This is a genomic window from Gluconobacter sp. DsW_056, from assembly GCF_002153595.1.
Lineage (GTDB): Bacteria > Pseudomonadota > Alphaproteobacteria > Acetobacterales > Acetobacteraceae > Gluconobacter > Gluconobacter albidus.
Genome location: NZ_JOPF01000002.1, coordinates 230892 through 254883 on the forward strand (window position 1 = coordinate 230892; position 23992 = coordinate 254883).

General features: G+C 60.8%; 25 protein-coding genes and 1 tRNA gene. 17 read left to right on the forward strand and 9 right to left on the reverse strand.

The window, feature by feature from the left end; translation table 11 throughout:
* Both HK22_RS01830 and HK22_RS01835 read right to left on the reverse strand, forming a co-directional pair.
* Window positions 1–1164 carry an OpgC family protein gene (locus tag HK22_RS01830; RefSeq protein ID WP_086648126.1) on the reverse strand — a complete coding sequence of 388 codons (1164 nt, stop codon included), beginning with the start codon at window positions 1162–1164 and terminating at the stop codon, window positions 1–3.
* Window positions 1165–1270: 106 nt separating this feature from the next.
* Window positions 1271–2725: a SulP family inorganic anion transporter gene (locus HK22_RS01835; RefSeq protein WP_086648127.1), complete on the reverse strand. Its 1455-nt coding sequence runs from the start codon at window positions 2723–2725 to the stop codon at window positions 1271–1273.
* 177 nt (window positions 2726–2902) lie between these two features.
* On the opposite strand from HK22_RS01835, the gene HK22_RS01840 reads away from it, so the two are divergent.
* Window positions 2903–3766 carry an SDR family oxidoreductase gene (locus tag HK22_RS01840; RefSeq protein ID WP_062110216.1) on the forward strand — a complete coding sequence of 288 codons (864 nt, stop codon included), beginning with the start codon at window positions 2903–2905 and terminating at the stop codon, window positions 3764–3766.
* 100 nt (window positions 3767–3866) lie between these two features.
* Window positions 3867–3942, forward strand: a tRNA-His gene (locus tag HK22_RS01845).
* 29 nt (window positions 3943–3971) lie between these two features.
* Here the strand turns inward: HK22_RS01845 and HK22_RS01850 are convergent.
* The gene (locus tag HK22_RS01850; RefSeq protein WP_086648128.1) at window positions 3972–4901 is read right to left on the reverse strand and encodes a DMT family transporter; all 930 of its coding nucleotides are present in this window, start codon (window positions 4899–4901) and stop codon (window positions 3972–3974) included.
* A 242-nt stretch (window positions 4902–5143) separates the two neighbouring features.
* On the opposite strand from HK22_RS01850, the gene HK22_RS01855 reads away from it, so the two are divergent.
* Window positions 5144–6565 (forward strand): mannose-1-phosphate guanylyltransferase/mannose-6-phosphate isomerase, encoded by a 1422-nt coding sequence (locus HK22_RS01855; RefSeq protein ID WP_077803178.1) that lies wholly within the window; start codon window positions 5144–5146, stop codon window positions 6563–6565.
* A gap of 30 nt (window positions 6566–6595) precedes the next feature.
* Here HK22_RS01855 and HK22_RS01860 read toward each other — a convergent pair whose 3' ends face one another.
* A complete protein-coding gene (locus HK22_RS01860) occupies window positions 6596–7519 on the reverse strand; it encodes an SDR family oxidoreductase (protein WP_198945454.1) in 924 nt (307 codons plus the stop codon).
* A complete protein-coding gene (locus HK22_RS01865) occupies window positions 7516–8922 on the reverse strand; it encodes a hypothetical protein (protein ID WP_086648129.1) in 1407 nt (468 codons plus the stop codon). Before HK22_RS01865 ends, HK22_RS01860 begins: the two co-directional genes overlap by 4 nt.
* A gap of 327 nt (window positions 8923–9249) precedes the next feature.
* Here HK22_RS01865 and rplM point away from each other — a divergent pair, with 327 nt between their 5' ends.
* From rplM to HK22_RS01880, 3 genes are all read left to right on the forward strand, one after another.
* On the forward strand, window positions 9250–9723 hold the full coding sequence (gene rplM / locus HK22_RS01870; RefSeq protein WP_062028977.1) for a 50S ribosomal protein L13: 474 nt from the start codon (window positions 9250–9252) through the stop codon (window positions 9721–9723).
* A 10-nt stretch (window positions 9724–9733) separates the two neighbouring features.
* Window positions 9734–10225 carry a 30S ribosomal protein S9 gene (gene rpsI, locus HK22_RS01875; protein WP_062028979.1) on the forward strand — a complete coding sequence of 164 codons (492 nt, stop codon included), beginning with the start codon at window positions 9734–9736 and terminating at the stop codon, window positions 10223–10225.
* 245 nt (window positions 10226–10470) lie between these two features.
* Entirely contained in the window at window positions 10471–11550 is a 1080-nt protein-coding gene (locus HK22_RS01880) for a branched-chain amino acid aminotransferase (protein ID WP_062028981.1), read from the forward strand.
* Window positions 11551–11588: 38 nt separating this feature from the next.
* Here the strand turns inward: HK22_RS01880 and HK22_RS01885 are convergent, their stop codons facing one another.
* Together HK22_RS01885 and HK22_RS01890 are read right to left on the reverse strand one after the other, a co-directional pair.
* Entirely contained in the window at window positions 11589–12185 is a 597-nt protein-coding gene (locus HK22_RS01885) for an NTP transferase domain-containing protein (protein ID WP_086648130.1), read from the reverse strand.
* Entirely contained in the window at window positions 12182–13153 is a 972-nt protein-coding gene (locus HK22_RS01890; RefSeq protein WP_086648131.1) for an XdhC family protein, read from the reverse strand. The genes HK22_RS01885 and HK22_RS01890 overlap by 4 nt, the downstream gene beginning before the upstream one ends.
* Before the next feature lie 169 nt (window positions 13154–13322).
* On the opposite strand from HK22_RS01890, the gene HK22_RS01895 reads away from it, so the two are divergent.
* The 7 genes from HK22_RS01895 (at window position 13323) to HK22_RS01925 (ending at window position 18295) form a co-directional block, all read left to right on the forward strand.
* Window positions 13323–14519 carry a molybdopterin molybdotransferase MoeA gene (locus tag HK22_RS01895; protein ID WP_086648132.1) on the forward strand — a complete coding sequence of 399 codons (1197 nt, stop codon included), beginning with the start codon at window positions 13323–13325 and terminating at the stop codon, window positions 14517–14519.
* Window positions 14509–15534 carry a GTP 3',8-cyclase MoaA gene (moaA, locus tag HK22_RS01900; RefSeq protein WP_077803172.1) on the forward strand — a complete coding sequence of 342 codons (1026 nt, stop codon included), beginning with the start codon at window positions 14509–14511 and terminating at the stop codon, window positions 15532–15534. The genes HK22_RS01895 and moaA overlap by 11 nt, the downstream gene beginning before the upstream one ends.
* 31 nt (window positions 15535–15565) lie before the next feature.
* Window positions 15566–16048 (forward strand): cyclic pyranopterin monophosphate synthase MoaC, encoded by a 483-nt coding sequence (gene moaC / locus HK22_RS01905; protein WP_086648133.1) that lies wholly within the window; start codon window positions 15566–15568, stop codon window positions 16046–16048.
* Window positions 16045–16884 carry an NTP transferase domain-containing protein gene (locus tag HK22_RS01910; protein WP_086648134.1) on the forward strand — a complete coding sequence of 280 codons (840 nt, stop codon included), beginning with the start codon at window positions 16045–16047 and terminating at the stop codon, window positions 16882–16884. The genes moaC and HK22_RS01910 overlap by 4 nt, the downstream gene beginning before the upstream one ends.
* Entirely contained in the window at window positions 16881–17375 is a 495-nt protein-coding gene (locus tag HK22_RS01915) for a molybdenum cofactor biosynthesis protein MoaE (RefSeq protein ID WP_086648135.1), read from the forward strand. The genes HK22_RS01910 and HK22_RS01915 overlap by 4 nt, the downstream gene beginning before the upstream one ends.
* A gap of 114 nt (window positions 17376–17489) precedes the next feature.
* Complete coding sequence (locus HK22_RS01920) at window positions 17490–18080, forward strand: hypothetical protein (protein WP_086648136.1); 591 nt, start codon at window positions 17490–17492, stop codon at window positions 18078–18080.
* Window positions 18080–18295 carry a hypothetical protein gene (locus HK22_RS01925; protein ID WP_062109952.1) on the forward strand — a complete coding sequence of 72 codons (216 nt, stop codon included), beginning with the start codon at window positions 18080–18082 and terminating at the stop codon, window positions 18293–18295. Before HK22_RS01920 ends, HK22_RS01925 begins: the two co-directional genes overlap by 1 nt.
* Window positions 18296–18333: 38 nt before the next feature.
* Here HK22_RS01925 and HK22_RS01930 read toward each other — a convergent pair whose 3' ends face one another.
* Window positions 18334–19473, reverse strand: a complete 1140-nt coding sequence (locus HK22_RS01930; RefSeq protein ID WP_086648137.1) for a type III PLP-dependent enzyme — start codon at window positions 19471–19473, stop codon at window positions 18334–18336.
* A 383-nt stretch (window positions 19474–19856) separates the two neighbouring features.
* Between HK22_RS01930 and HK22_RS01935 the strand changes: the two genes are divergently transcribed.
* Window positions 19857–20906, forward strand: a complete 1050-nt coding sequence (locus HK22_RS01935; RefSeq protein WP_086648138.1) for a YihY/virulence factor BrkB family protein — start codon at window positions 19857–19859, stop codon at window positions 20904–20906.
* Window positions 20907–20928: 22 nt separating this feature from the next.
* Here HK22_RS01935 and HK22_RS01940 read toward each other — a convergent pair whose 3' ends face one another.
* Window positions 20929–21579 (reverse strand): septal ring lytic transglycosylase RlpA family protein, encoded by a 651-nt coding sequence (locus HK22_RS01940; RefSeq protein ID WP_086648139.1) that lies wholly within the window; start codon window positions 21577–21579, stop codon window positions 20929–20931.
* A 153-nt stretch (window positions 21580–21732) separates the two neighbouring features.
* Here HK22_RS01940 and aroQ point away from each other — a divergent pair, with 153 nt between their 5' ends.
* The 3 genes from aroQ to accC are packed head-to-tail and all read left to right on the forward strand — an operon-like array spanning window position 21733 to window position 23983.
* Window positions 21733–22182 carry a type II 3-dehydroquinate dehydratase gene (gene aroQ / locus HK22_RS01945; protein WP_041112562.1) on the forward strand — a complete coding sequence of 150 codons (450 nt, stop codon included), beginning with the start codon at window positions 21733–21735 and terminating at the stop codon, window positions 22180–22182.
* Window positions 22179–22631 carry an acetyl-CoA carboxylase biotin carboxyl carrier protein subunit gene (locus tag HK22_RS01950; RefSeq protein ID WP_086648140.1) on the forward strand — a complete coding sequence of 151 codons (453 nt, stop codon included), beginning with the start codon at window positions 22179–22181 and terminating at the stop codon, window positions 22629–22631. The genes aroQ and HK22_RS01950 overlap by 4 nt, the downstream gene beginning before the upstream one ends.
* Window positions 22631–23983 (forward strand): acetyl-CoA carboxylase biotin carboxylase subunit, encoded by a 1353-nt coding sequence (gene accC, locus HK22_RS01955; RefSeq protein WP_086648141.1) that lies wholly within the window; start codon window positions 22631–22633, stop codon window positions 23981–23983. The genes HK22_RS01950 and accC overlap by 1 nt, the downstream gene beginning before the upstream one ends.
* Window positions 23984–23992 lie beyond the last annotated feature (9 nt).

Consider the following 23992-nt stretch of genomic DNA (forward strand, 5'->3'; position numbering starts at 1 on the left):
CTACTCGGACGCCCGTGTCGCCGAAGCTGCGCTGCGTGAAGAGGCACGGGCGGCTCTGGCGCGTTGGCGGACACGGTCCAGCGGTATGGCCAGTGCATAGGTCAGACCGAGGCCGACCACATTCATCACAAGCTGTTCCCACAGGTTGATGCCGAAGCTGGCGAACATCAGTCGTCCCAGCAGATCGAGCACCGTGCTGCAGGCGAAGACTTCCAGCGAATTCCGGCCGAGCAGGGCAAGGCTCTGGCCGATCCGGTCGGCGGAAATGCGGCGCAGCGCAGCGGAAGACTGCACCAGATAGAAGATCGCCATGATGTCCAGCAGTCGCCAGATGGCCAGCGTGGATTTGCCCGTGTTGGGGGGCGCCGGAAAAACCCGCAGGAACGGGACGTGCCAGTATTCGTAGGGGAAGCACAGCACGAAAGCGCCGGCGAGGTAGGCCAGACACAAGGCTTTGGCCCATGGACGGTACGGCAGGTCGCCGTTGTTTTTTGAAGCCCAGACAGCGCCCAGAATGCCGAGGATATAGAGAAACTGCCAGCCAAACGGATTGAGATACCATCCACTGGGATCGAGCCAGTTGGGGATGGTAATGCGCGGATCCAGATTGGCGATGGCCCAGATGCCAACGCTGAGAGCAATAAGCAGCCACAGGCTGCGCTTGAGAACCCAGTAGATCAGCGGAAACAGCGCGAGCAGCACGACATAAAGCGGCAGGATGTTCAGATAGCTGGGCAGCGCATCGAAGGTCAGGATGCGCCACAGCCAGCTATAGCCGTGTGCGAGCTGGGGCTCGATCGTATATTCCGGCAGGGGCTGGTAGTGTCGCCATTGGCGGACCGTCCAGACAAAAACCAGCGTCATGCCGGTCTGGTACAGGTACAGTTTCAGGCAGCGGGCCAGAATACGGTGGATGCCGGTTTTCCAGCCCTCCCGGTCGATCAGGCGCCCGTAAGCCAGATAGGAGGCATAGCCTGCCAGCATGACGAAGATTTCGGCCGCATCGGCAAATCCGAAATTGCGGATCGTAATGCGATTGAGCAGGTCATCCGGGACATGGTCCACCAGCATCATCAGCAGTGCAATGCCGCGAAGGGCATCCACGCGATGATCGCGGGGAAGCTTGCGCGTTAAAGCTGATGGGGATGCTGGGGACGGCTCCATAATCTCTTCTTATCGTCAGAGCGCGAGCAGGGGTATGGGGGCAGATTACAGCCAGATTAAAGATTGGACGGAATTCATCCCCAGTCTGCCCTGCCCGGTCCGGTTTTCAAAGCGCGAGAAGGGCTTCGTTCGACTGGTCAGCAAGAATGCCGTGCCGGTCAGGGGCGAGCCCCGTGACGTCGACGGTGCGGCCGTGCGATTGCAGTTTGCTGATGATTTTTTCCAGCGTCTGAACGGAGGTGATGTCCCACAGACGGGCATCGGACAGATCCAGCACGACTGTGGAGGCGTCGGTATGGTAGTCGATCGCATCCGAGAGACTGTCTGCGGACGCAAAGAAGACCTGACCGGAGGCGCGGTATGTCAGCACATCGCCGGAACGCTGCTCCGTAACGCGCAGGAGGTTTGCGGCGTGCCAGGCGAAGAACACGCCTGAAAGCATAACGCCGACCGCGACGCCGGCGGCCAGATCGTGGGTCATGACGACCACGGCCACGGTGACAAGCATGGTCAGGCTGGACAGGCGCGGATGGCGTGTAAGGTCGCGCAGGCTCCCCCAGGAGAACGTGCTGGCGGAGACCATGATCATGATGGCGACCAGCGCGGCCATCGGAACCTGCCCGACCCAGCGGTGCAGCAGAACCATGAGCGCCAGCAGAAATGCGCCTGCAGTGAAGGTCGACAGACGCCCGCGTCCGCCATAGCGCAGGTTGCCAACGGTCTGGCCAATCATGCCACAGCCCGCGATGCCCCCGAAGGCGCCAACGAGAATGTTGGAAATGCCGAGACCTGTGCACTCCATGCGCTGGTCGCCATGGGTATCGGTGATGTCATCGACGACGGAGGCCGTCATCATGGATTCCAGCAGGCCCACAGCCGCCATGGCCAGCGCATAAGGCAGCACGACGGACCATGTGGCCCAGTCCAGTGCGATATGCGGGAAGGTCAGGCTGGGAAGACCGGTCGGGAGATCGCCGAGATCGGAGACGGTATGAACCGGCATCGGATAAAACATCGTGATGGCTGTGAGAACCACGATGCAGATCAGCGGAGAAGGAATGGCATCTGACAGGCGCGGCAGCAGATAGATAATGACAAGGCCCAGCGCGATGAGCGCATAGGTGTGCCAGCTCACCCCCAGCATCTGCGGGACCTGCGCGGCGAAGATCATGATGGCCAGCGCGTTGACGAAGCCTGTCCGGACTTCGGCGGGGACGAACCGCATGACGGCCTGAAGCCGCAGCAGACCGAACAGGACCTGAAACGCACCGGCAACCAGTGTGGCGAGCAGCATGGCCTGAACGCCATGGGCATGAACCAGAGGTGCGGCCACCAGAGCGACAGACCCGGCGGCCCCCGAGATCATCCCCGGGCGTCCGCCGAAAATGGCGATTGAAACGGAAATGACGAATGACGCGAACAGCGAGACCGCGGGGGAGACCCCGGCGATATAGGAAAAGGCAATGACCTCGGGAATGAGGGCAAATGTTCCGACCATTCCGGCCAGCACTTCGCGCAGAGGGTTCTGTGCCCACTGGCGACGATAGAGAGCGGGAGTCATGAAAATCCTTGAGGGCAGGGCGTGAACGGGGTGCGACGTATTCAGGCCCGGCGCGGCAATGATGCACGCAGTGTAACCCGGCTCGGTTCAGGATTGAAGGTCTGGAGAACCTGAATTGAACAGGGGCGAGGTCTTTGCGTTGAGACGGAACAGACCTTCCTTCATCCGGAGCAGATCATGGCCACCTATCCCACCCCGCCGTTCAATACCCCGCATCAGGATCATATTCCCGGCCAGACATCACTCATGACGCCGAAGCCCGATCATGGCGAGCAGAGCTATGTCGGCCATGACCGTCTGCGGGGAAAGATTGCGATCATCACCGGCGGCGATTCCGGTATCGGTCGAGCCGTTGCAATCGCCTTTGCGCGCGAAGGGGTGGATGTCGTCCTGTCGTTCCTGCCAGAGGAAATGGACGATGCCCGCGAAACCGAATCCTGGATCCGCAAGGCAGGACGGCGCGCTCTTCTTGTTCCCGGAGACCTGCGGGACAGGGATGTCTGCGCCGAATTGGTGGACCGGACGGTCGCTGAGTTCGGGCAGATCGACATCCTCGTGAATAACGCGGCTTTTCAGATCGAGCGTTCGTCTCTCGCGGATGTCAGTGATGAGGAATGGGACAAGACGTTCGATATCAATGCCGGGTCGGCGTTTCGGCTGTCGCGTCTGGCTCTGCCGCACATGCCGCGTGGTGGCGCGCTCATTCATACGGTTTCGGTCAATGCCGACCAGCCCAAGCCGAAGCTTCTGGCCTATTCCGCGACCAAGAGCGCCATCCAGAACTTCAGCGGGGGACTGGCGCAACTTCTGGGGGAAAAGGGGATCCGCTCCAACGTGGTGGCGCCCGGCCCGATCTGGACGCCGCTGATTCCCGCGACCATGGAGGTGGAGCATGTTGAACGCTTTGGCGCGGACACGCCAATGAAACGTCCGGGGCAGCCCGCGGAACTGGCCGGGGCTTATGTGTTCCTGGCGAGCGATGAGGCCAGCTATGTCTCCGGCGCCACGATTGCGGTCACGGGGGGCACTCCGGTGATCTGAGGCGGAAGGGGGAAGGCGGAAAAACCCAGGATGCAAAAAAAATGCATCAAAGGACTGGACGACTGCCCCCACCTTCCTCTAGAGAATGCGTCGCTGTGTGGCGGATGTAGCTCAGTCGGTAGAGCGCCGGTTTGTGGTACCGGTTGTCGCGGGTTCGATCCCCGTCATTCGCCCCAGCACTTTCTTCTGAAAATCTGAATGAATTCTATCTAGGCTTTGCAGCATCCGTGTGATGTCTGTGTTCCCAGTGTTCTTCCAGTGCCATGCGTTCGAAACGCAGTTTCTGGCGGATCCAGTTCAGCATGCCTGACAGCGTTACGACGATGATTCCCATGAATGTCCAGTTGTCCAGCGGTTGATGAAACAGCAGGTAGCTGAACCCCACGGCCCAGACCATCTGGCTGTATTGCGGTAGCGCGACGCGGTTCGCGGGAGCAACGGCCGTGGCCATCATCATGAAAAGCTGACCAAGGGCCGCAAGAAAGCCATAGCCGAACAGGATGGCCCAGATCCGCAACCCATGTGGCCATGAAGCATGGGTTATCATGAGAAGGCCGTCGCCGATCAGCGGGCCGAACAGGCTCGACCCGAATAAGGAAAGCCGTGCACTCCTGTCTCCGGCCAGTCGGTAAGCCACAACGCTGATGGCGTTGGCGAGAGCCGCGACGATGGCGCAGACATGCCCGAGATGGAATGTCCGCGCCCCGGGCCGTAGAACGATCAGTACGCCAAGAAAACCGATTCCAACCGAGAGCCATGTCCAGAACGAAACCTTTTCCTTCAGGACCGTCACGGAAATGATGGTGACGAAGAACGGCATCAGGAACATCAGCGACAGGGCTTCGGGCATGGGCAGCAGCATGAACGCCATGACGCTCGCTGCTGTCGAGACGAATGTCGAAGCGGCCCGAAGACTCCACATGCCCGGGCGGCTGGTTGCGAAAATATCGGAATAGGGTTCTTCAGGGCGGCGGATGAACGGCAGAAGCAGGAAGCCGAAAACACCGCCGGAAAAGGCGACTTCAAAAGGATCGAGATGTCCGGCCAGCCCTTTGGAACAGGCATCGCTGATGGAAAAAGCGGCGTATCCGAGAAGTGCCAGCAGAATACCCGAGGAGAAAATGTTCTGTTTCATGGATCTGTTCTCCGCGGGCGGTACTGATTCCCGTGCGGGGATAAGAAAGCCTGCTCTTGCTTACAGTCAATCTTCGCGGCGTGCCGGGATCGTTCTTTCTGCGTTGTAATTCATTAATATTAAGTGAATATTGGATTTGGAGAAAGTATCTGTAAAGCGAAATTGGAATAGCTCTCACCTTCATGTATGGTGCTGGCCATTCGGGTAGGCTGTATGGCCCCCATCTCCTGGATGAAAAAGTTATGTCTCAGAAGATTGTTCCAGTCATTCTCTCCGGTGGATCAGGCAGCCGCCTCTGGCCGGTGTCCCGCAGCAGCTATCCCAAACAGTTCTGGCCCCTCCTGACCGAACGGACTCTGATTCAGGAAACTGCTCTGCGCGGCGTCCGGGCAGAACTCTCGGCGCCGATCGTGATCTGTAATTCCGAGCACCGTTTCATCGTGGCGGAACAGTTGCGGGATGTCGGCGTCGAAAACGCCCGGATCATGCTTGAGCCTGTCGGACGCAATTCTGCTCCGGCCATTGCGGCGGCAGCATTCCTCGTGGCCGAAACCGATCCGGACGCCATCCTGTGGATCATGGCTGCGGACGCCGCAATTACCGACGAAGCCGCGCTCTATGCCTCGCTTGAACACGCAGTCTCTGCGGCGGCCGAGGGACGGATCGTGACGTTCGGCATGAAGCCGACGCGCGTTGAAACCGGCTATGGCTATATTGAAAGCGGCGCGCCTCTTCCGGGGCTGGACGGTGTTTTTGAAGTGTCGCGCTTTGTCGAAAAGCCTGATGCTGCAACTGCCGAAGCCTTTTTCCGTGATGGCCGGTATCTGTGGAATTCCGGTATGTTCGTGACGCAGGCTGGCGTTTTCCTCTCCGAGATCAAGACGTTCGAGCCGGAGATCTATGAACATGTCGGGCAGGCCGTTCAGACGCGTCACAGCGATCTGGACTTCGACCGGCTGGACGATGCGAGCTTCCGTCAGGCTCCGGACATCTCTGTGGATTATGCCGTTGCCGAACGTACGAAGCGTGCGGCTGTGGTGCCGGGAACATTCGGCTGGTCGGATATCGGAAGCTGGGATGCGCTGTGGGACCTGTCTCCCAAGGACGATGCGGGCAATGCCACGTTCGGTGACGTTTTCCTGGATGCTGCCAAGAACTGTTACGTCCGCTCGGACGGGATCGTCGCCACGGTTGCCGGGGTCGAGGATCTGGTCGTTGTCGTGACGCAGGATGCTGTCATGGTCTCGCATCGTGATCGTGCGCAGGATGTCAAGCACATGGTCAGCCGTCTGAAAAAGGCCGGCCGCAAGGAAGCCGTGGCGCATAACCGCATGTATCGCCCGTGGGGCTTCTATGAGAGCCTGATCCAGGCGGACCGTTTCCAGGTCAAGCGGATTGTGGTCGAGCCGGGACAGAAGCTCTCGCTGCAGAAGCACTTCCATCGTGCCGAGCACTGGGTTGTCGTTGGTGGCACGGCGCTCGTGACGCGCGATACGGACCAGATCATGGTTCGTGAAAACGAGAGCGTCTATCTGCCGCTGGGCTGTGTGCATCGTCTTGAGAATCCGGGCCGGATTCCCCTGACTCTCATTGAAGTCCAGTCTGGCCCCTATCTGGGCGAAGACGATATCGTGCGTATCGAAGACGTTTACGCCCGCAACTGAGGCAGGCCGCAAACCCTGATCCTGAACGGATCAGGGTTTGCGCTTCTCGTGGGAACGGTGTCCGAACAGGTGATGAAGCCCGTTGGCAAGCGGGATGGGTGTCACGCCCAGACGATGTTCCATCGGGCCGACATCGAAGTTCTTGTCTTCCAGAAGTCTGCGGATTTCTTCCGGGGCGATCTGGGGCAGCCTGCGGATACGGCGCGTCACATGAGACAGCGCCATGAGCGTCCATCCCGGCAGGGAAATGATGGGGCGTCCGCCAAGTTCCGCAAAATACAGAACCATGCGAACGAAGGTCCGATAGGCCACAGCGGTCGGGCCCGCAATGACGATGCTCTCGGGGCCTGTGACGTCTCCGCTCTGAATGAGGCGGATGGCCGCGACGACGCAGCGTGTTACGTCGCGCTGGTCGATGGGCTGTACGAGTGCGCGTCCGCCGCCCGGCAGCGGAATGACAGGCAGACGTTCCAGAAGCCTGGCCAGCCGCTGCACGTTGTCTTCGCCCTGCGCGCCATAGATCATGGTCGGATGCAGCAGAATCGAGGGGCGACCATCCGCTTTGAGCGCGGCCTCCCCCGCGAGAACCCCGCGTCCGTGATCGTCCGGCCAGTTCGTGAACTTGCGCGTGCTGCCCAGAGCGACGATCGGAACTGTCGTGGCCGCGAGAAGGGCGGGCAAATGGCGCGCATGGGCCGTGTTGACGACAATCGCAGCGCCTTCGAAAGCCAGCGCGAGCGTACCGGGGTCCGTCAGGTCGGCAATGCGGACGGCCTGACAGGCCTGGGCGATGTCCGGCGCCAGATTGCCCTGGCTGCGGACGACGGCGATGATCTGCTGGCCCTGTGCCAGAAGCGTGCGGCACAGGGCTGCCCCTGAGCGTCCACTTGCGCCGATGATGCAGACAGGACCGCTGGTCGGGGTCGTGGGGGGTGTGATGTCATCGGGCGTCATTGTGCAAAAGCCTTCAGATCGGGGGAGGCGAGGAATGTCAGCATCGCGGCGGGCGAAGACATGGCCTCATTGAGCGCCTTGAGGGACATGGGCGTAGCCGAGGCATAAATTACTGTCAGGGTACGACCTGCAGGATGCATCACGTAATCGGGAATCGCCGCAAGTGCGGGATTGGCCGCAAGGCCAGTCTGAAGGATCTGGGCGGTCTGTTCGCGGATCTGTGCAGCGGTGATGCCGTTTCCGCTCTGCCGTGCGGCGAGGAGAAAACCGGCATCAAGAAGGCGGTCGCCCTGCAGGGAGATTGTGACATTCTGCAAGGCCGTGGATTGCAGCAGCTGCTGCTGTGACGGATGCCGTTCTGTAAAATCCGTCTGGATGGTCCGTGCATCGGCAGTCAGGGTCATGAAACCCGGAACTGCGAGGGTGGCGTTGGTTCGTGACGTGTGATCCGCAAGGTTGGAAACCTGCACATAATGGGCTGTCGAACCTGCCCCGTTGATGTGAAAGGGAAGCTTTTCGTCGCTCTGGAAATGAAAGCCTTTCAGATCCTGCGTCACGGTTGCGATCTGGTTTTCCAAAGTGCCCGTGCCATGCAGATCGTCCAGCCGGAACAGACCGGATGTCATGTTCAGTCTGAAATTATGCGCGGCGAAACTCTGGGGCGGGGCCATCTGCGACGGGAGCGGAAGATGATCCCAGAGCGCTGCGACCTGTGCGGCGAGATTCACCTGTTTCAGATCAAGCCGCTCCAGACTGGCCTGTCCGCTGACAAGCTGCGGGTCATGACCGGGGACCTGCAGCGTGCGTTCATAAGCGACGGTTGCGGCGTCGGTCCGTAGGGCCGTCAGCAGGGCCGGGCCGTAATTGTCGAGTGTCAGGCGGCGGGTAAAGAGGCTGTGAACATTGACCGGACCGGGCGCTGAGGACTGTGCCAGATTCTGGATGGAAAGCTGTTCGATCTGGCCGTGGGCAAGCGTTACGTGCGCCAGATCAATGCGGGAATGGCCTTCTGCCGCCGCCCTTGATGGTGGCAGGAACAGGCGCCTCAGGCTGAGCGTGCTGCCGTGAATAATCTGGGTCGGTGTCTGAAGGAAAGGTTCACGGACCTCTACCGAACGGATGGAAAGCCTGCCATCCGGCATCGGCCGGGGATGACCCAGTCGCATCTGGGAGGCGCGCAGGGTGATGGACCCGTCACGCAGGGTAATGTCCGTCAGGGTGGCGCCAAGAGCCAGAATGGATGGCGTAGCGGTCCCGTAAGTGAATGTGGTTCCCGGCGGAAGGGCCGCCCGGAAGCTCGACAGGCCGCGGACCAGTTCCATATGGGCTTCGTGGTGAACACCGGCCAGGCCGATCACAGCCGTTACTGAAATCAGGCTCGCCGCGAGCCAGGGTTTTTTCACGTTGATGTTCCTGTCTGAAACGGCCCCGCACAGGCGTCGGGCGCGAACGTTCTGTGTTGCGGCAGGATACCATTGTCGCGACATGGAGCAATGCGGACGTCGTTTTTGTTGCGGTAACAGGATACCATATTGTCAAAAACGGCTGAAAACCGCTGCGAATCACATAATTCAATGTGTGAACGGGGCTTGACGCGCGCGCCGCAGACGGCAATAAGGCCCCACCTGATCCGCCTTGCGGGGGAGGGGATGCTTTCGGGCATCGTTTTAACCGCAGGCGCCATCCACGGTGCGGCCTTTGTGGGCGCACCCCAAGCTGGAATGTCACTAATGAAGACCACACGTTCGCTGAAGCCAGCGGAGGTGACGAAGAACTGGGTGCTGATCGACGCCGAAGGGCTCGTTCTCGGCCGTCTCGCCACCATCATCGCCACCCGCCTGCGCGGAAAGCACAAGCCGCAGTTCACCCCGCACGTTGATTGCGGCGACAACATCGTCGTCATCAACGCCGAGAAGGTTGTCCTTACGGGCAACAAGGTCGGGCAGAAGCTGTTCCATTACCACACGGGTCATCCGGGCGGTATCAAGGAGCGCACCATCACGCAGCGTCTCACGGGCAAGCACCCGGGTGAAGTTGTCGAGAAGGCTGTCGAGCGCATGATCACCCGTGGTCCTCTGCAGCGCGCCCAGATGAAGCACCTGTATGTCTATGCCGGTTCCGAGCACCCGCATGACGGCCAGAAGCCCGTCAAGCTGGACGTTGCTGCGATGAACCGCAAAAACACCGTAACCCACGAGTCGTAAGGCCTGTATCATGTCCGAGACCCAAGAGCGCACCGGCACGCTGCAGGACCTTGCGAGCGTTGCTCCTGCCGTTACCTCCAACGCTGCCCCGGTTCACGAAGTCAAGCGTGACGCCCAGGGCCGTTCCTACGCAACCGGCCGTCGTAAGGACGCCGTGGCCCGCGTATGGATCAAGCCTGGCAAGGGTGACATCATCGTCAACGGCCGTCCGGTCACGACGTATTTTGCCCGCCCGGTTCTGCGTATGCTCCTCACGCAGCCGTTCCTGATTTCCGATCGCTACAACCAGTTTGACGTGTACTGCACGGTCGCTGGCGGTGGTCTGTCCGGTCAGGCTGGCGCCGTCCGTCACGGTATCTCCCGTGCACTGACGTATTACGAGCCGAGCCTGCGCGGCATCCTGAAGGCTGCTGGCTTCCTGACGCGTGACAGCCGTATTGTCGAGCGTAAGAAGTACGGCCGTGCGAAGGCACGTCGTTCCTTCCAGTTCTCGAAGCGCTGATTTTTTCAGCCTTTTCGAACGACGAAAAACCCGGTCAGAAATGGCCGGGTTTTTTTGTGCCCGATTTCTGGATAATCGGATCTGCCTTTTTTCTTAAGAAAAGAACTCAAAAAGCACTATAAACGCACCTTAATTTCAACAAAGAATTTGAAAAAGAAATAAGCTTTCCATATCGCCAGCGCGAACCATGTATGGCAGAGTGCGTCCGCTGTTTTAAAGACCAGAATCTTCGGAAGTGTTTTCCCATGACGCCTTTCATCATCGAACAGACCGAAACCCCGACCGATCCCGTGAAGCGGACGGAACTGCTGGCCAATCCGTCCTTCGGGCGCGTCTTTACCGATCACATGGCCATCATCCGCTATTCCGTGGACAAGGGCTGGCATGATGCGAAAATCACACCGCGCCGCCCCCTGAGTATCGATCCGGCTTCGACGGTCCTGCATTACGGGCAGGAGATCTTCGAGGGCATGAAGGCCTATCGCGAAAAGGACGGCCATGTTGCCACCTTCCGCCCCGAGGCCAATGCGGCGCGTTTTGCCGAGTCTGCTCGCCGCATGGGCATGGCTGAACTGCCAGAAGACCTGTTCGTGCAGGCCGTTGATGAACTGGTGCGTGTGGATCAGGACTGGGTGCCATCGGGAGAGGGGCAGAGCCTCTATCTGCGTCCGTTCATGATTTCCAATGAAGTCTTCCTCGGGGTGAAGCCGGCGAACGAATATCTGTTCATCGTCATCGCCTGTCCGGTCGGAGCCTATTTCGGTTCCGGTTGCGTATCCGTGTGGGTGTCCGAAAACTATACGCGGGCTGCGATCGGCGGCACGGGTGAAGCCAAGTGTGGCGGCAACTATGCCGGAAGCCTGATCGCCCAGGCCGAAGCCAAGGAAAAGGGCTGCGATCAGGTCCTGTTCCTTGATGCGCGCGAGCGTCGCTTCGTCGAGGAAATGGGCGGCATGAACGTGATGTTCGTTCGCAAGGACGGCAAGATCGTCACGCCGCCTCTGGGAGGCACCATTCTGCGTGGCATCACCCGCAACAGCCTGATCCAGCTTGCTGCCGATCAGGGAATTGAGGTGATTGAAGAGCCTGTCGAGATCGACGAGCTTTTCGCGGGTGCGGCTTCGGGTAAATACACGGAAGCCTTTGCCTGCGGCACGGCAGCGGTTCTCTCGCCCATCGGCAGGTTCGTTCGTCCGTCGGGCGAGGCCGTGTTCGGTGATGGAACGACGCCCGGCCCGGTGTCCCAGAAGCTCAAGAAGTCCCTGACGGATGTGCAGGGTGGCCGGACGAACGATGTCCATGGCTGGATTCACCGCATTTCCTGAAGCCTGTCTGCCGGGTTCGTAAAAGGGCCCGGCTTTTTTCAGTCCCGATCAATCCATCCGGCACTTATTGCACCATCAAGTTGCTCGGGCGTGTCGATGTCGAAGCCGAGTTCGGGAGCGTGGAGGAGGGTCGGTGTGGTTGCGCCGTTTTTCCAGAGCTGACGCAGCCCGGTATCGCCCTGCAGGTCGGCAAGATGCGGCTGCGTCGCGGGGCTGAGCAGCACCGGAATACCCCGGCCTTCCTCTCCATAAACTGTGACGACATCCCTGTGTTGCTCCCCCTGTTTCAGGAGGGCACGGAGATGGTCGTATGTCAGGCGTGGCTGATCCGTTCCGGCGATCAGCAGCGGGGCCAGGTCTGCTCCGAGCGCCCGGTATCCGCATTGGAGGGAGGATGCCATGCCGGTTTCCCAGTCATCGTTCTGCACCAGAACGACGTCGAGGTCAGCGAGAGCCTGGCCTATCTGCGCAGCCGCGCGCCCCGTCACGATAACAAGGCGCTCCGGTCCCGTCGCCAGAAGCAATTCTGCAATATGCCGCACCAGTGGCACGCCATTGACAGTCAGTAGCTGCTTGAGCCGTCCGAGCCGTGTGCTTCCCCCTGCAGCCAGAAGAAGAGCGGAATGGCGTTTCATTGAGGCTGTTTCGCGATCATCTGGGCCAGAATGGAAAGGGCGATCTCCATGGGAGCATGTGCGCCGATTTCCAGCCCGGCGGGCAGGTGCAGCCGGCCAAAGGCTTCGGCAGGGACGCCCGCTGCCTTAAGAGCTTCCAGACGTCCGGGAATTTTGCGGCGGCTGCCGAGAATGCTGACGCAGAAAGCATCTGATTTCAGTGCATGTGCCGTCAGCATCAGATCGGAATGAGCGTCGTGGGTGAGGCTATAAACCGCCGTCCATCGGTCCAGCGGCAGCGTGGGAAGGGCAGCCTCCAGATTTCCGCGCAGATAACGGGCCGGGTGCAGTCCCGGAGGAGGCTCGGGCGGTCCGTAGGGCCGGATGAGAATGGTTTCGAGTCCCATGATGGTGGACAGGTTCAGGATCGCGAGGGTGACCGGATCTCCGCCTGCCAGAACCAGTCGTAAGGGCGGCAGATACGGACGGAAGAAACGGCCTGCTTCCTGTTCGGCAGGGCGCACTCCGTCCCGGAACGTCATGCTCCCGCTGTCGAGGTCCGTGACCAGTGTGAGGGGGCGGCGGCTGTCCCGGGCCGCTATGCGGACGGCAACATGGGTCGCAAGATCAGGAATCGGGCGGACGAAAATACCGATCCGACCGCCACAGGTGAGCTGGATGTCCAGAACCGGGCTGCCCGCGCCATAATCTAGTGTCCGGGGCTGTCCGTCCTTCAGACATTCCAGCGCCTCGGCACGCACGGCCGCTTCTACGCAACCGCCGGACACATATCCCTGAACCTCCCCGTCCTCGCAGATCGCCATTTCACTTCCCAGCGGGCGGGGCGAAGAGCCCGTGATGCTGACCAGTGTCGCCAGGGCCGCATTTTTCCCGTCTGCGGACCAGCGTTGCAGCGTAGGAAGCAGGTCGTCCGTCAGGCCGTAATCCGGCCACGGGGGAAGGGGAGAGAACTGTGCCGCGTCCGTCATGGAGGGTCCCTGATGCGCTTTGAGGGCATCAGGGTAACGCCAAAGACAATTATGACATACCCTTTCAGCCGCAGACTGTTGATCCGTGGGCCATGAGGTCTATATCGGCAGGTAACGCGGCGTGGGCATTTCAGCCAGCGCAACAGACGCACCAGCGACCGGAGCGGAAATGAGTGATCTCCTGAGCGTTACACGGGCCATGGAACTGGTGCTGGATTATGCCGGCAGCTTTGGGCCCGAGACGGTGGATCTGACGATGGCGGCCGGTCGCGTACTTCAGCAGACGATCCATGCCGAGCGCGCCCAGCCGCCTTATGACCGCGTGATGATGGACGGCATTGCCTACCGTCACGGCAGCGGCCAGACGCTGGTGTCGCATGGAATCCAGCGCGCCGGTGCGCCGGGCCAGGCTTTACCGGATGGCCCTGTCTGTCTGGAAGTAATGACGGGTGCGGTCCTGCCGGAAGGGGCGGACACTGTGGTGCCGGTCGAACGTCTTGTCCGCGAAGGGCGACTGATCCGCTTTGAAGAGGGCTATGAGCCGCGCAGGGGCCAGTTCATCCATCGCCGGGGTTCCGATTGTGCGGCCGGAACGGAGCTTCTGGTGCCGGGGCGTCGGCTGGATGGTCCGGCGCTGGCGGTTCTTGCGGGGAATGGGCATGCGCAGGTCTGCGTGTCACGGATTCCCTCCATCGGGATCGTGGCGACGGGCGACGAACTCGTGGATGTGGGCGCCCCTGTGCGCGACTGGGAAATCCGCCGCTCCAACGAATTCGCCCTGACCGGCGCGCTCCTTTCACGCGGTTTTAACTGCATTAAACGCTCCGTCGTACCGGACGATCTCGCGGAGACGATCGTGGCGCTGCGCGAACAGCTTTCGCGACATGATGTTCTGATCCTGAGCGGGGGCGTTTCGATGGGGGCCTTCGATCACGTTCCCAAAGCGCTGTCGAAAATCGGGGTCGAGCGGGTGTTCCACAAGGTGGCGCAGCGTCCGGGCAAGCCGCTGTGGTTCGGGGTCGGGCCGGAAGGGCAGCGCGTTTTCGGGCTGCCGGGCAACCCTGTTTCCGCCACGACCTGCGGAGTGCGTTATGTCATGCCGATGCTTCTGGCCGGGCAGGGATTGAGCCGTCCCGAACCCTATACGGTCGTGCTGGATGCCGATGCCGAACGGATCCCGACACTGACGCGCTTTCTGCCCGTAAAACTCCATCACGATGCGACGGGACAGGCGCGCGCAACGCCGTGTCCAATGCCAACATCCGGGGATTTCAGCTTTCTGGCCTCCACGGACGGGTTTGTGGAGCTGTCACGCGGGGATGCCGTGTCGCCCCGTGGGACAGCCGTGTTGTTTTATGGCTGGTAACGCCCTGACTGACCGCTTCAGCCGTCCGCTGCATGATCTGCGGATTTCCGTCATGGACCGGTGCAATTTCCGGTGTCCGTACTGCATGCCGGAAGCGACCTATCACGAGCATTTTCGCTTTCTGGAACCTAAAGAGCGTCTGAGCTTCGATGAAATCGAACGCGTGGCGCGCGTGGCGGTGTCGCTCGGGGTGCGCAAGCTGCGGCTGACGGGCGGGGAGCCGCTCCTGCGTCCGAAGCTGCCGGAACTCGTGGCGCGTCTGGCGGCCATCGAGGGTGTGGAAGATGTTGCCCTGACCACGAACGGCGTGCTGCTGGAGCGTCATGTGCAGGAGCTGAAAGCGGCGGGGCTGAACCGCGTGACAGTCAGTCTCGACAGTCTGGACCCTGCGGTTTTTGCGCGGATGAGCGGAGGCCGCGCGCAGCTTGAACCCGTTCTGGAGGCCATCGACAGCGCTGCGCGGGCAGGTTTTTCAGGCGGCGTGAAACTCAATACCGTCATCCAGCGCGGCCTGAACGATGCTGGCGTCGAGGAACTGGCCGAACGCTTCCGCCACAGTGGCGTCGTGCTGCGGTTCATCGAATATATGGATGTCGGAACGCGCAATCACTGGGAGCGAGCGGAAGTGGTTCCGTCACGTGACCTGCTTGAACGTCTTGACGCCCGCTGGCCGCTCGAACCAGTCGACGCGCACTATCGCGGAGAGGTTGCACAACGATACCGTTACTGCGACGGGGGCGGAGAAGTCGGATTTATTTCTTCCGTCACAGCCCCGTTCTGCGGTGACTGTTCGCGTGCGCGCCTGTCGTCGGAAGGGCAACTTTATACCTGCCTGTTCGCTTCGGAGGGGACAGATCTGCGGACGCTTCTGCGCAGCGACGCGGAAGATACGGCCCTGCGCGCGCTGCTGGCCGGGGTGTGGCGCCAGCGGACGGACAGGTATAGTGAGGAGCGGGCAGCATCTTCCGATGCACCCGCACGCCGCCGTATCGAGATGAATTATATCGGCGGATAGAAACGGTAGTCGGACCGGGAGATCGAAGACGATGAAGACGCTCACTCATGTCAACGAACACGGCGAAGATCCGCGCATGGTCGATATCAGCGGCAAGGACGTGACCGAGCGCAATGCCCATGCCCAGGCCCGTCTGGTTTTCCCGTCCGACATGGCGCGGACATTGTCTGAAGCGGGGTTCATGACGGCCAAGGGCGCGGTTCTGACCGTGGCGCAGATTGCGGGCGTGATGGGTGTGAAATCGACGTCGCAGCTCATTCCTCTGTGCCATCCGCTGGCCCTCAGCGGCTGCCGGGTAGACATCACGATCGAGGGCGACGAGGCGGTGATCGACTGTCGGGTGTCGTGCAAGGGGCGGACAGGTGTGGAAATGGAAGCTCTGACCGGCGCGTCCGTGGCGGCACTCACGATCTACGACATGTGCAAGGCCATGTCCCACGACATGGTCATCCGCGAGGTTCGGCTGATGGGCAAGGCAGGTGGCAAGCGCGACTTCCAGAGGATCGAATCGTGAGGCCCCTTTACGGCCTGATTCTTGCGGGAGGGGCCAGCAAGCGGATGGGGACGGACAAGGCCGCGCTCGCCTATCACGGCAGGCCGCAGCTTCAGGCGGCCTTCGATGTCCTGTCGCCTCTGGTGGAAAAATGTTTCGTCTCGGTGCGTGCGGACCAGACGGAAGACCCTCTTCGCGCCGCTTTCCCGCAGATCGTCGATTCAGTGGAAATCGACGGGCCGGCGGCGGGTCTGCTGTCCGCGCATCAGGCGTGTCCGGATGTCGCCTGGCTGGTTCTGGCCTGTGATCTGCCGATGCTGGATCGGGACACGCTGGAGAACCTGATCGCAAGGCGGGAGGCCACAGACGTCGCGGTTGCCTATCGCAGCGAGCATGACGGTCTGCCGGAACCGCTCTGTGCCATCTGGGAACCCGAAGCACTCGACCGTCTGGAGCAGCAGGTTCTGGATGGCCGGACCTGCCCCCGCAAGCTGCTGATCAACAGCCCGACCAGACTGCTGGAGCCCCATGCCCGTGGTGCGCTCGACAATATCAACACGCCCGGAGAACGCGAGGATGCGTCCCGGCGTCTGGAACACCCGACAGGAGTGCCGATGATCCGCCTGACACTGGAATATTTCGCCCAGCTCCGGGAGCTTGCCGGAACGCGGGAGCAGTCACTCGAGACGGCATTTGCCACCGTCGGGCCGCTTTATGAGGAGTTGCGTGAGACATACGCCTTTCCCTTTGAAGCCTCGAAGCTCCGCGTGGCGATCAATGGCGATTTCGCGCCCTGGACGCAGCCCCTGAAGGACGGAGACCACATCGTGTTCATTCCGCCGGTGACAGGAGGATGAGCCGCTTTCGGATGGCGTCTGCGCCGGTGGATCTGAACCTGCTGCGTGAGGATCTGCATCTGGCCGAGGCGGGTGGCTTCTGCACCTTTGAAGGCTGGGTCCGTAACAGGAATGACGGCCGTCCCGTAGATGGTCTGGAATATGAATCCTACGAAGCTCTGGCGCAGCTTGAAGGCGAACGTATCGTGGCGGAGGCGCTGGAGCGCTTCGAGATCAGCGAGGCCGTGGCCATGCACCGGACGGGCAGCCTGAAGGTCGGGGAGGTCGCCGTGTGGATCGGCGTATCGGCGCCGCATCGCGATGCGGCATTCCGGGCCTGCCGCTACATCATCGACGAGGTCAAGCACCGTGTTCCTGTCTGGAAGAAGGAGCATTATCTGGACGGGGATGCCGAATGGGTAGCGTGCCATCACTGCCAGACGGCGCCTCGCGCCTCGGAAAATGATGCTCATGACCACGATCATGGGCACTGTGGCCACCATCACCACTGACTGAGCGTGCCTGCGGAACAGCATGTTTCTGTTCCGCAGCGTGTTTTTGAGTTGTAACTGCAAATCATTCTCAATTAGGATAACTCCGGTCCTGCTGATTCGGAGTTTTTCCCCATGACACGGCTGTCGCTTTCCCTGTCCGATCTCTGCTGCTGTGAACGGCTGGCGCTGTGGAGCATCCGCTGCCTCATCAGCCATTACCGTTTGCCGAACTGTCCCGAGACAAAAACGACCGACGGCCTGTTCCCGGTCTGCTTCCGTCCGGCGCTCGATGCTGCGGAAGGAGCCTTTTCGGACGCCGTCCATCTCCTGGCGGTCGCAGGGCAGCCACGGCTTGCCGTGAACGCGCCGGGCATGCAGTCCCTGACCGTGCTGGAAGAGCGCTTCCTGCGCGGGATCGTCGCGGCTCAGAACGAAGGCCAGCGTGACGTTTTCATCCTTCTTGCAGAAGTTTTTCCGGACCGCTTCGTACAGGGTTGTCTGGCCACCGCCCTGACGCTTCTGGCGGATTGCCTTGCCGGAGCAGGACACTGGCTTCCCAAAACGCTGCTGAAAGACGAGACCACGATTTCCGGGGGCGGGGCGCTGTCGTCGATCAGCCGCTGGCGATCGGTCAGCCCGTCGCGGATGCGTGTCCTGTGGCCGCAGGATAGCGGACCGCTGCAGCGCGGGGGAGCGCCTGACGCGAACAGGGTGATGCACTGATGATGTCGCTGGGCAGGCGCACTGTCCGGAATGGCGTTGCGTCACGCATTCCGGGCCTTGAGGAGCTGGAACACATGACGGTCTGTCTGTTGTTGCTGTCCGTGGGCGTGGTCGGTTTTTGCTGGCTCGCCTGCGTAAACCTTGAAATTTCCGCTGACGACCTTCTGTCCGCACTGGGGTACCAGTCCGGGCTGGAAGAGCCGTTCAGAGGCTGAACCCTCCCCAGCCCACAGATGGGCCGGAGACGCCGTTTTCAGATGTAATATTCGGTCAGCGGCGGAAAGCCGTTGAAACCGACGGAGCAGTACGTCGAAACATAGGCTCCGGTGGCGAGGATCTCGACGCGATCGCCACATTCGAGGGAATCCGGCATCGGGATGCGGTTCTTCTCGTACATGATGTCCACACCATCGCAGCTCGGACCGGCCACGACGCATGGCGAACGGACACCGTCTTCTGAATCGCGGGAGGTGCGGAAGGTGTAACGGATGGCCTCGCCTTCCGTCTCTGCCAGCCCACCAAAACGGCCGATGTCGAGATAGACCCAGCGCGGATCGGTGACGGCACCCCCGCGGCGGCTGACGAGAATGACCTCGCTCGACACCACGCCGGACTGCCCGACCATGTAGCGGCCCGGCTCCAGCAGGATTTCGGGTGCGTCGTCAGGGAAATGCGTCTTGAGGGACGCGTGGATCGTGTCGGCGAAATCCTGAACGGAAGGCACGTTCTCGCGGTAATGCGTCGGGAAACCGCCACCCAGATTGAGCATCTGAAGGTCCACGCCCTGCGCGCGCAGATCATGATACAGCCCTGCCGCCTTGGCGATGGCATGATCATAAGCCGCAACACCGGTCTGCTGGCTGCCGACATGGAAGGACAGGCCATAAGGCTTCAGGCCGAGCTCGCGTGCGCGCAGCATGAGCGTGCGGGCATTGTTCAGCGTGGTGCCGAACTTGCGCGACAGGGGCCAGTCGGCACCTTCGTTTTCTACGGCCAGGCGGCAGAAAACGCGGGCGCCGGGCGCATGCTTTCCGAGTTTTTCCAGCTCTTCGATGCTGTCGAACACGAACAGGCTGATGCCCAGATCATGCGCTTCACGGATCCACTCCGGCTTCTTCAGCGTATTGCCGTAAGAGATCCGGTCCGGCGTTGCGCCGGCATCGAGGCACATGCGGATTTCCGCAATAGAGGCGGCATCGAAAGACGATCCCAGACCGACCAGGCGCTCGAGGATGGCCGGGGCCGGGTTGGCCTTGATGGCGTAATAGATTTTCGCTTCCCCAAGCGCATCGTGCAGGGCACGGTAATGCGCGGCCACGACGTCGAGATCGACGACGAGGCAAGGAGTTGCCGGCTGCTGCTCGGCAAGGAAACGGGTGATTTTGGGAGTCATGACACTCAATTCCCAGAACCGGACTCGTCAGGGAACAATATCGCCCTGCGAGTGTGTTGCGAAACGGTCGAACGGACCGGCGAATAGCGGGAATCCGTAACGGGTGGATTCCTGAAGGCCAGAACGCTTGACGTCGTTGCGTAACCTCGAGTGGGCCAGTGGCACGTGCGTTGCTGCGTGAGGCGGGCATATGGGACCAAATGCCCCGTCGTGCAACCGCTAATTTTGCATTGTGATGCTTTTGCCAATATTGGTGTGGTGAATCTGGGCGAATTCGGAACGCTGAAGGCATCTTCCGCGTAGGTACATGGCTCATGTCGTTCGATCCGGACTGTCATGAGCGCGACCGCTGCCCCAACAGGACACTGCCGAGGAAACCCTGCGTGAGTTTGACACCCGAATCTGCGACCCTTTCCGGCTCCCGGGTCGTGCCGGAACAAGCCGTATCTTCGGAGTCGGGACAATCACCTGCTGTCACGGATGCCGCTGATTCGAATGCCGCATCATCGCAGAACAGACTGCATCATGCCGCCTGGCGGGTCATCGCCAAGCATCTCTTTGCGGAAGTCGGCTCCAGCCAGACTTCGCTCTCTGCGGCGGGATGCGCGTTTTACGCCACGCTGTCGCTTTTTCCAGCCATTTCCAGCCTGATTTCCCTTTATGGTTTGGCCTTTGATCTCCAGTCAGTCGAGCCCCAGCTCGAAGTGCTGAGGCATCTCCTGCCGCCATCGGCCTATGCCCTGATTGGTGACCGGATTCACGAACTGATTTCCCAGCCCCACTCGTCGCTGACAATCGGCCTGATCTTCTCGCTTGCAGTGGCCCTGTGGTCCGCTTCGGCAAGCACGAAGTCGATCCTCTCCGCGTTGAACATGGCCTATAATGCGCAGGAAACGCGGAGTTTCCTGAAGTTTCAGGCTGTCGCGCTGTCAACCACGCTGACGGCTATCGTGGGCGCTGCGCTCACTCTGGCGCTGATGGTGGCAGCACCCGCTCTCGTGGATTACCTGCCGCGCCATGTCAGTTTCCTCAGCGATCCGCCATTTCCAGTGAATTTTCTGCTGTCCTACGGTGCACCGATGATCGTGCATACGCTTGCGCCGGTTCTTATGCTGCTGTTCGTCTTTATTGCTGTGACGCTGCTGTACCGCTTTGCGCCGTGCCGCGTGCATACAGAGTGGCGCTGGATTTTTCCGGGCTCGATCCTCGCGACGATCCTGTGGGTGGCAACGTCTCTGGGCTTCTCATGGTATGTCGCGCATTTCGCCAGCTATGGCGCAACATATGGACCCCTCGGCGCTGTCGCAGCCATCATGATGTGGCTTTTCGTGAGCGCATATGTGGTGCTGTTTGGAGCGGAACTGAACGCCAGCCTTGAGGCCCGGGCTGGTAAAAGTCAGGCCGTGCCGCCGGAAGGAACAAGTCTGGCCTGAGGATCAGGCCAGTTGTTCAGCGTTAGTGATGATGGTGCGGGATGCGCGGTGATGTGCTGCCCCGCGGAGAGGTAGGGGCTGTATTGGTGCCTGCGGCTTCAATTGCCTGTGCGCTGGTGTCCGAAGGATCGGCTTCCGCCACTTCAGGCTCGGAGCCCGCCTGCGTGGACGGTGCCACTTCCGTCATTTTCGCGATGGTGACATGCGCTGTACCCGCGCCCAGCATCCCGATTTTTGCGGCCGCAGCGTGGGACAGGTCGATGATGCGGCTGTTGAAAGGGCCACGATCGTTGACCGTCACCACGACGGAACGCCCCGTATCCTGTGACGTTACCAGAAGCTTTGTTCCGATCGGCAGGGACGGGTGCGCGGCGGTCAGGTCATTGGTGTTGAAGGTGGCGCCGCTTGCGGTGCGTCGTCCGTGGAAATGCCGTCCATACCAGCTCGCCATGCCATGCTGGGACCAGGCATGTGCGGCCTGATGAGCCCGGTTGGACAGTGCGGCCCGAACGGAATCTGCCCAGCTTGTTCTTGGCGTTCCATCAATGGCGGACTCGTCACTCGCATGAGCGGTGTGATGACCGGCCAGACCAGCAAGCGCTACGGCAAATGTCATGCTGCGCAGGGGGATGAAGCCTAGGGGATTGCGAAGGACAGACAGGTTGAAGCGCACTATATCAGGTTCTTCTCCAGTGGACGGGACGGGCTCAGATTGGTCCTGATAGCACAAAAATGCTGCCCTGTCGCCTTTTGGACACCCCGAAGACGGCAGCAATAGGGCAATGACGCTTTCATGACAGCTTCGAAAGTGCTATCGCGCGGCCAGATGAAACGCCCTCTGATTACCGTTCTCAACGGTCCGAATCTTAATATGCTGGGTCTTCGCCAGCCCGGAATCTACGGTCACGCTACGCTCGACGATGTCGAGCAGGTGTGCATTCAGGCTGCGGAACGGCTTGATGTCGCCATTGATTTCCGCCAGACGAACGGAGAGGGTGAACTTGTGTCCTGGGTTCAGGAATGTCGCGGCCGTGCAGACGGAATCGTGATCAATCCCGCAGCCTACGGGCACACCTCGATTGCCCTGCTCGACGCGCTTCTGGCGGTCGAGCTGCCGGTGGTTGAGGTTCATATTTCCAATATTCATCGCAGGGAGCCGTTCCGTCATCACACCTACGTCTCGCAGGCCGCCATCGGCGTGATCTGTGGCCTCGGCGTCAGGGGATATGCGCACGCGCTTCAGGCAATAACCGACATGATCGAAGACGAAGGATGAGCCGTATGCTCGTGGACAAGGATGCCATCCGGGCATTGGCCGATATTCTGACCGAAACCGGCCTGACCGAAATCGAGATTTCCGAAGCGGACAGCCGCATCCGCGTGGCGCGCAACGTCAACGTGGTTCAGGCTGCTGCTCCCGTGCAGGCCGCCGCAGCACCTGCGGCTCCGGCAGTCGCCGCCGTTGCGGCTCCGGCTGATCCGGCCAAGCATCCGGGCATGGTGCCGAGCCCGATGGTCGGCGTTGCCTATCTGACGCCCGATCCGGCTTCTCCGCCGTTCGCAGTCGAAGGACAGGCGGTCACCGCGGGTCAGACGATCATGCTCATCGAAGCCATGAAGACCTTCAACCAGATCAAGGCTCCCCGCGCCGGCACGCTGACGAAGTTCCTTGTCGAATCCGGCCAGCCGGTCGAGTTCGGCGAAGCCCTGGCGATCATCGAGTAATGATTTCCAAGGTCCTCATTGCCAACCGGGGTGAGATCGCGCTGCGGATCCAGCGCGCCTGCCGCGAGATGGGCATCAAAACCGTTGCCGTGCATTCGACGGCAGACGCCGATGCGATGCATGTGCGTCTTGCGGACGAAGCCGTCTGCATCGGTCCGCCGAGTGCGCGCGACTCCTATCTGAACGTTGCAGCTATTCTTTCCGCTGCGACGATCACAGGGGCTGACGCCATTCACCCCGGCTATGGCTTCCTGTCGGAAAATGCCGAGTTCGCCGAAACCGTGGAAGAACACGGTCTCGCGTTTATCGGCCCGACCGCCGAGCATATCCGCACGATGGGCGATAAGATCGCCGCCAAGACCACCATGCGGGCGCTCGGCGTGCCACTGGTGCCCGGCTCCGATGGCGGTCTGGCCAATTTGCAGGCTGCCCGTGAGGTTGCGGAAAAAGTCGGCTATCCGGTTCTCATCAAAGCTGCTGCCGGTGGTGGCGGGCGCGGAATGAAGGTCGCAATGACGGCGGACGACCTTGAGGAAGCCTGGTCGGTGGCCCGTGCCGAAGCCCGTGCGGCTTTCGGCAACGACGAGGTCTATCTCGAGAAATATCTCAACCGTCCGCGTCACATCGAGCTTCAGATCCTTGGCGATGCGCATGGCAATGTCGTGCATTTCGGCGAGCGTGATTGTTCGCTCCAGCGTCGTCACCAGAAGCTGCTGGAAGAAGCCGGTTCACCGGCCCTGACAGATGCCGAACGCGAGGAAATCGGCCGCACCGCGACCGAGGCCCTCTCACGCATGGGCTATCGCAACGCTGGCACGCTCGAGTTCCTGTATCAGGACGGTCAGTTCTGCTTCATCGAGATGAACACGCGTCTTCAGGTCGAGCATCCAGTAACCGAGATGGTCTGCAGTGTGGATCTCGTTCGCGAGCAGATCCGTATCGCATCGGGTGAGCCGCTTGGTTACACGCAGTCGGATATCAAAATGTCCGGGCATGCGATCGAGTGCCGCATCAATGCGGAAGATCCGGAAACCTTCATGCCGAGCCCCGGTACGATCAAGGTCTTCCATGCTCCGGGTGGGCTGGGCGTTCGTATGGACAGCGCCATTTACGCTGGCTATCGCATCCCGCCTTACTATGACAGCATGATCGCCAAGCTGATTGTGCATGCCCCCACGCGCGCTGAAGCCATTGCCCGCATGCAGCGTGCTCTGGATGAATGTGTGGTGGATGGTGTGAAGACGGTCATTCCGCTTCACCAGAAAATTCTGGCCGATCCTTCTTTCCAGAAGGGGGACTATACCATTCATTGGCTGGAAAATTTTGTTGCTGCCCGGCAGGCAGGAAAATAATCCGGAGTC

Excerpts from the sequence above, each read along its gene's own strand:
- HK22_RS01830 (WP_086648126.1), bottom strand. The coding sequence starts at position 1,164 with ATGGAGCCGTCCCCAGCATCCCCATCAGCTTTAACGCGCAAGCTTCCC.
- HK22_RS01835 (WP_086648127.1), bottom strand. The coding sequence starts at position 2,725 with ATGACTCCCGCTCTCTATCGTCGCCAGTGGGCACAGAACCCTCTGCGC.
- HK22_RS01840 (WP_062110216.1), top strand. The coding sequence starts at position 2,903 with ATGGCCACCTATCCCACCCCGCCGTTCAATACCCCGCATCAGGATCAT.
- HK22_RS01850 (WP_086648128.1), bottom strand. The coding sequence starts at position 4,901 with ATGAAACAGAACATTTTCTCCTCGGGTATTCTGCTGGCACTTCTCGGA.
- HK22_RS01855 (WP_077803178.1), top strand. The coding sequence starts at position 5,144 with ATGTCTCAGAAGATTGTTCCAGTCATTCTCTCCGGTGGATCAGGCAGC.
- HK22_RS01860 (WP_198945454.1), bottom strand. The coding sequence starts at position 7,519 with ATGACGCCCGATGACATCACACCCCCCACGACCCCGACCAGCGGTCCT.
- rplM (WP_062028977.1), top strand. The coding sequence starts at position 9,250 with ATGAAGACCACACGTTCGCTGAAGCCAGCGGAGGTGACGAAGAACTGG.
- rpsI (WP_062028979.1), top strand. The coding sequence starts at position 9,734 with ATGTCCGAGACCCAAGAGCGCACCGGCACGCTGCAGGACCTTGCGAGC.
- HK22_RS01880 (WP_062028981.1), top strand. The coding sequence starts at position 10,471 with ATGACGCCTTTCATCATCGAACAGACCGAAACCCCGACCGATCCCGTG.
- HK22_RS01885 (WP_086648130.1), bottom strand. The coding sequence starts at position 12,185 with ATGAAACGCCATTCCGCTCTTCTTCTGGCTGCAGGGGGAAGCACACGG.
- HK22_RS01890 (WP_086648131.1), bottom strand. The coding sequence starts at position 13,153 with ATGACGGACGCGGCACAGTTCTCTCCCCTTCCCCCGTGGCCGGATTAC.
- HK22_RS01895 (WP_086648132.1), top strand. The coding sequence starts at position 13,323 with ATGAGTGATCTCCTGAGCGTTACACGGGCCATGGAACTGGTGCTGGAT.
- moaA (WP_077803172.1), top strand. The coding sequence starts at position 14,509 with ATGGCTGGTAACGCCCTGACTGACCGCTTCAGCCGTCCGCTGCATGAT.
- moaC (WP_086648133.1), top strand. The coding sequence starts at position 15,566 with ATGAAGACGCTCACTCATGTCAACGAACACGGCGAAGATCCGCGCATG.
- HK22_RS01915 (WP_086648135.1), top strand. The coding sequence starts at position 16,881 with ATGAGCCGCTTTCGGATGGCGTCTGCGCCGGTGGATCTGAACCTGCTG.
- HK22_RS01920 (WP_086648136.1), top strand. The coding sequence starts at position 17,490 with ATGACACGGCTGTCGCTTTCCCTGTCCGATCTCTGCTGCTGTGAACGG.
- HK22_RS01925 (WP_062109952.1), top strand. The coding sequence starts at position 18,080 with ATGATGTCGCTGGGCAGGCGCACTGTCCGGAATGGCGTTGCGTCACGC.
- HK22_RS01930 (WP_086648137.1), bottom strand. The coding sequence starts at position 19,473 with ATGACTCCCAAAATCACCCGTTTCCTTGCCGAGCAGCAGCCGGCAACT.
- aroQ (WP_041112562.1), top strand. The coding sequence starts at position 21,733 with ATGAAACGCCCTCTGATTACCGTTCTCAACGGTCCGAATCTTAATATG.
- HK22_RS01950 (WP_086648140.1), top strand. The coding sequence starts at position 22,179 with ATGAGCCGTATGCTCGTGGACAAGGATGCCATCCGGGCATTGGCCGAT.
- accC (WP_086648141.1), top strand. The coding sequence starts at position 22,631 with ATGATTTCCAAGGTCCTCATTGCCAACCGGGGTGAGATCGCGCTGCGG.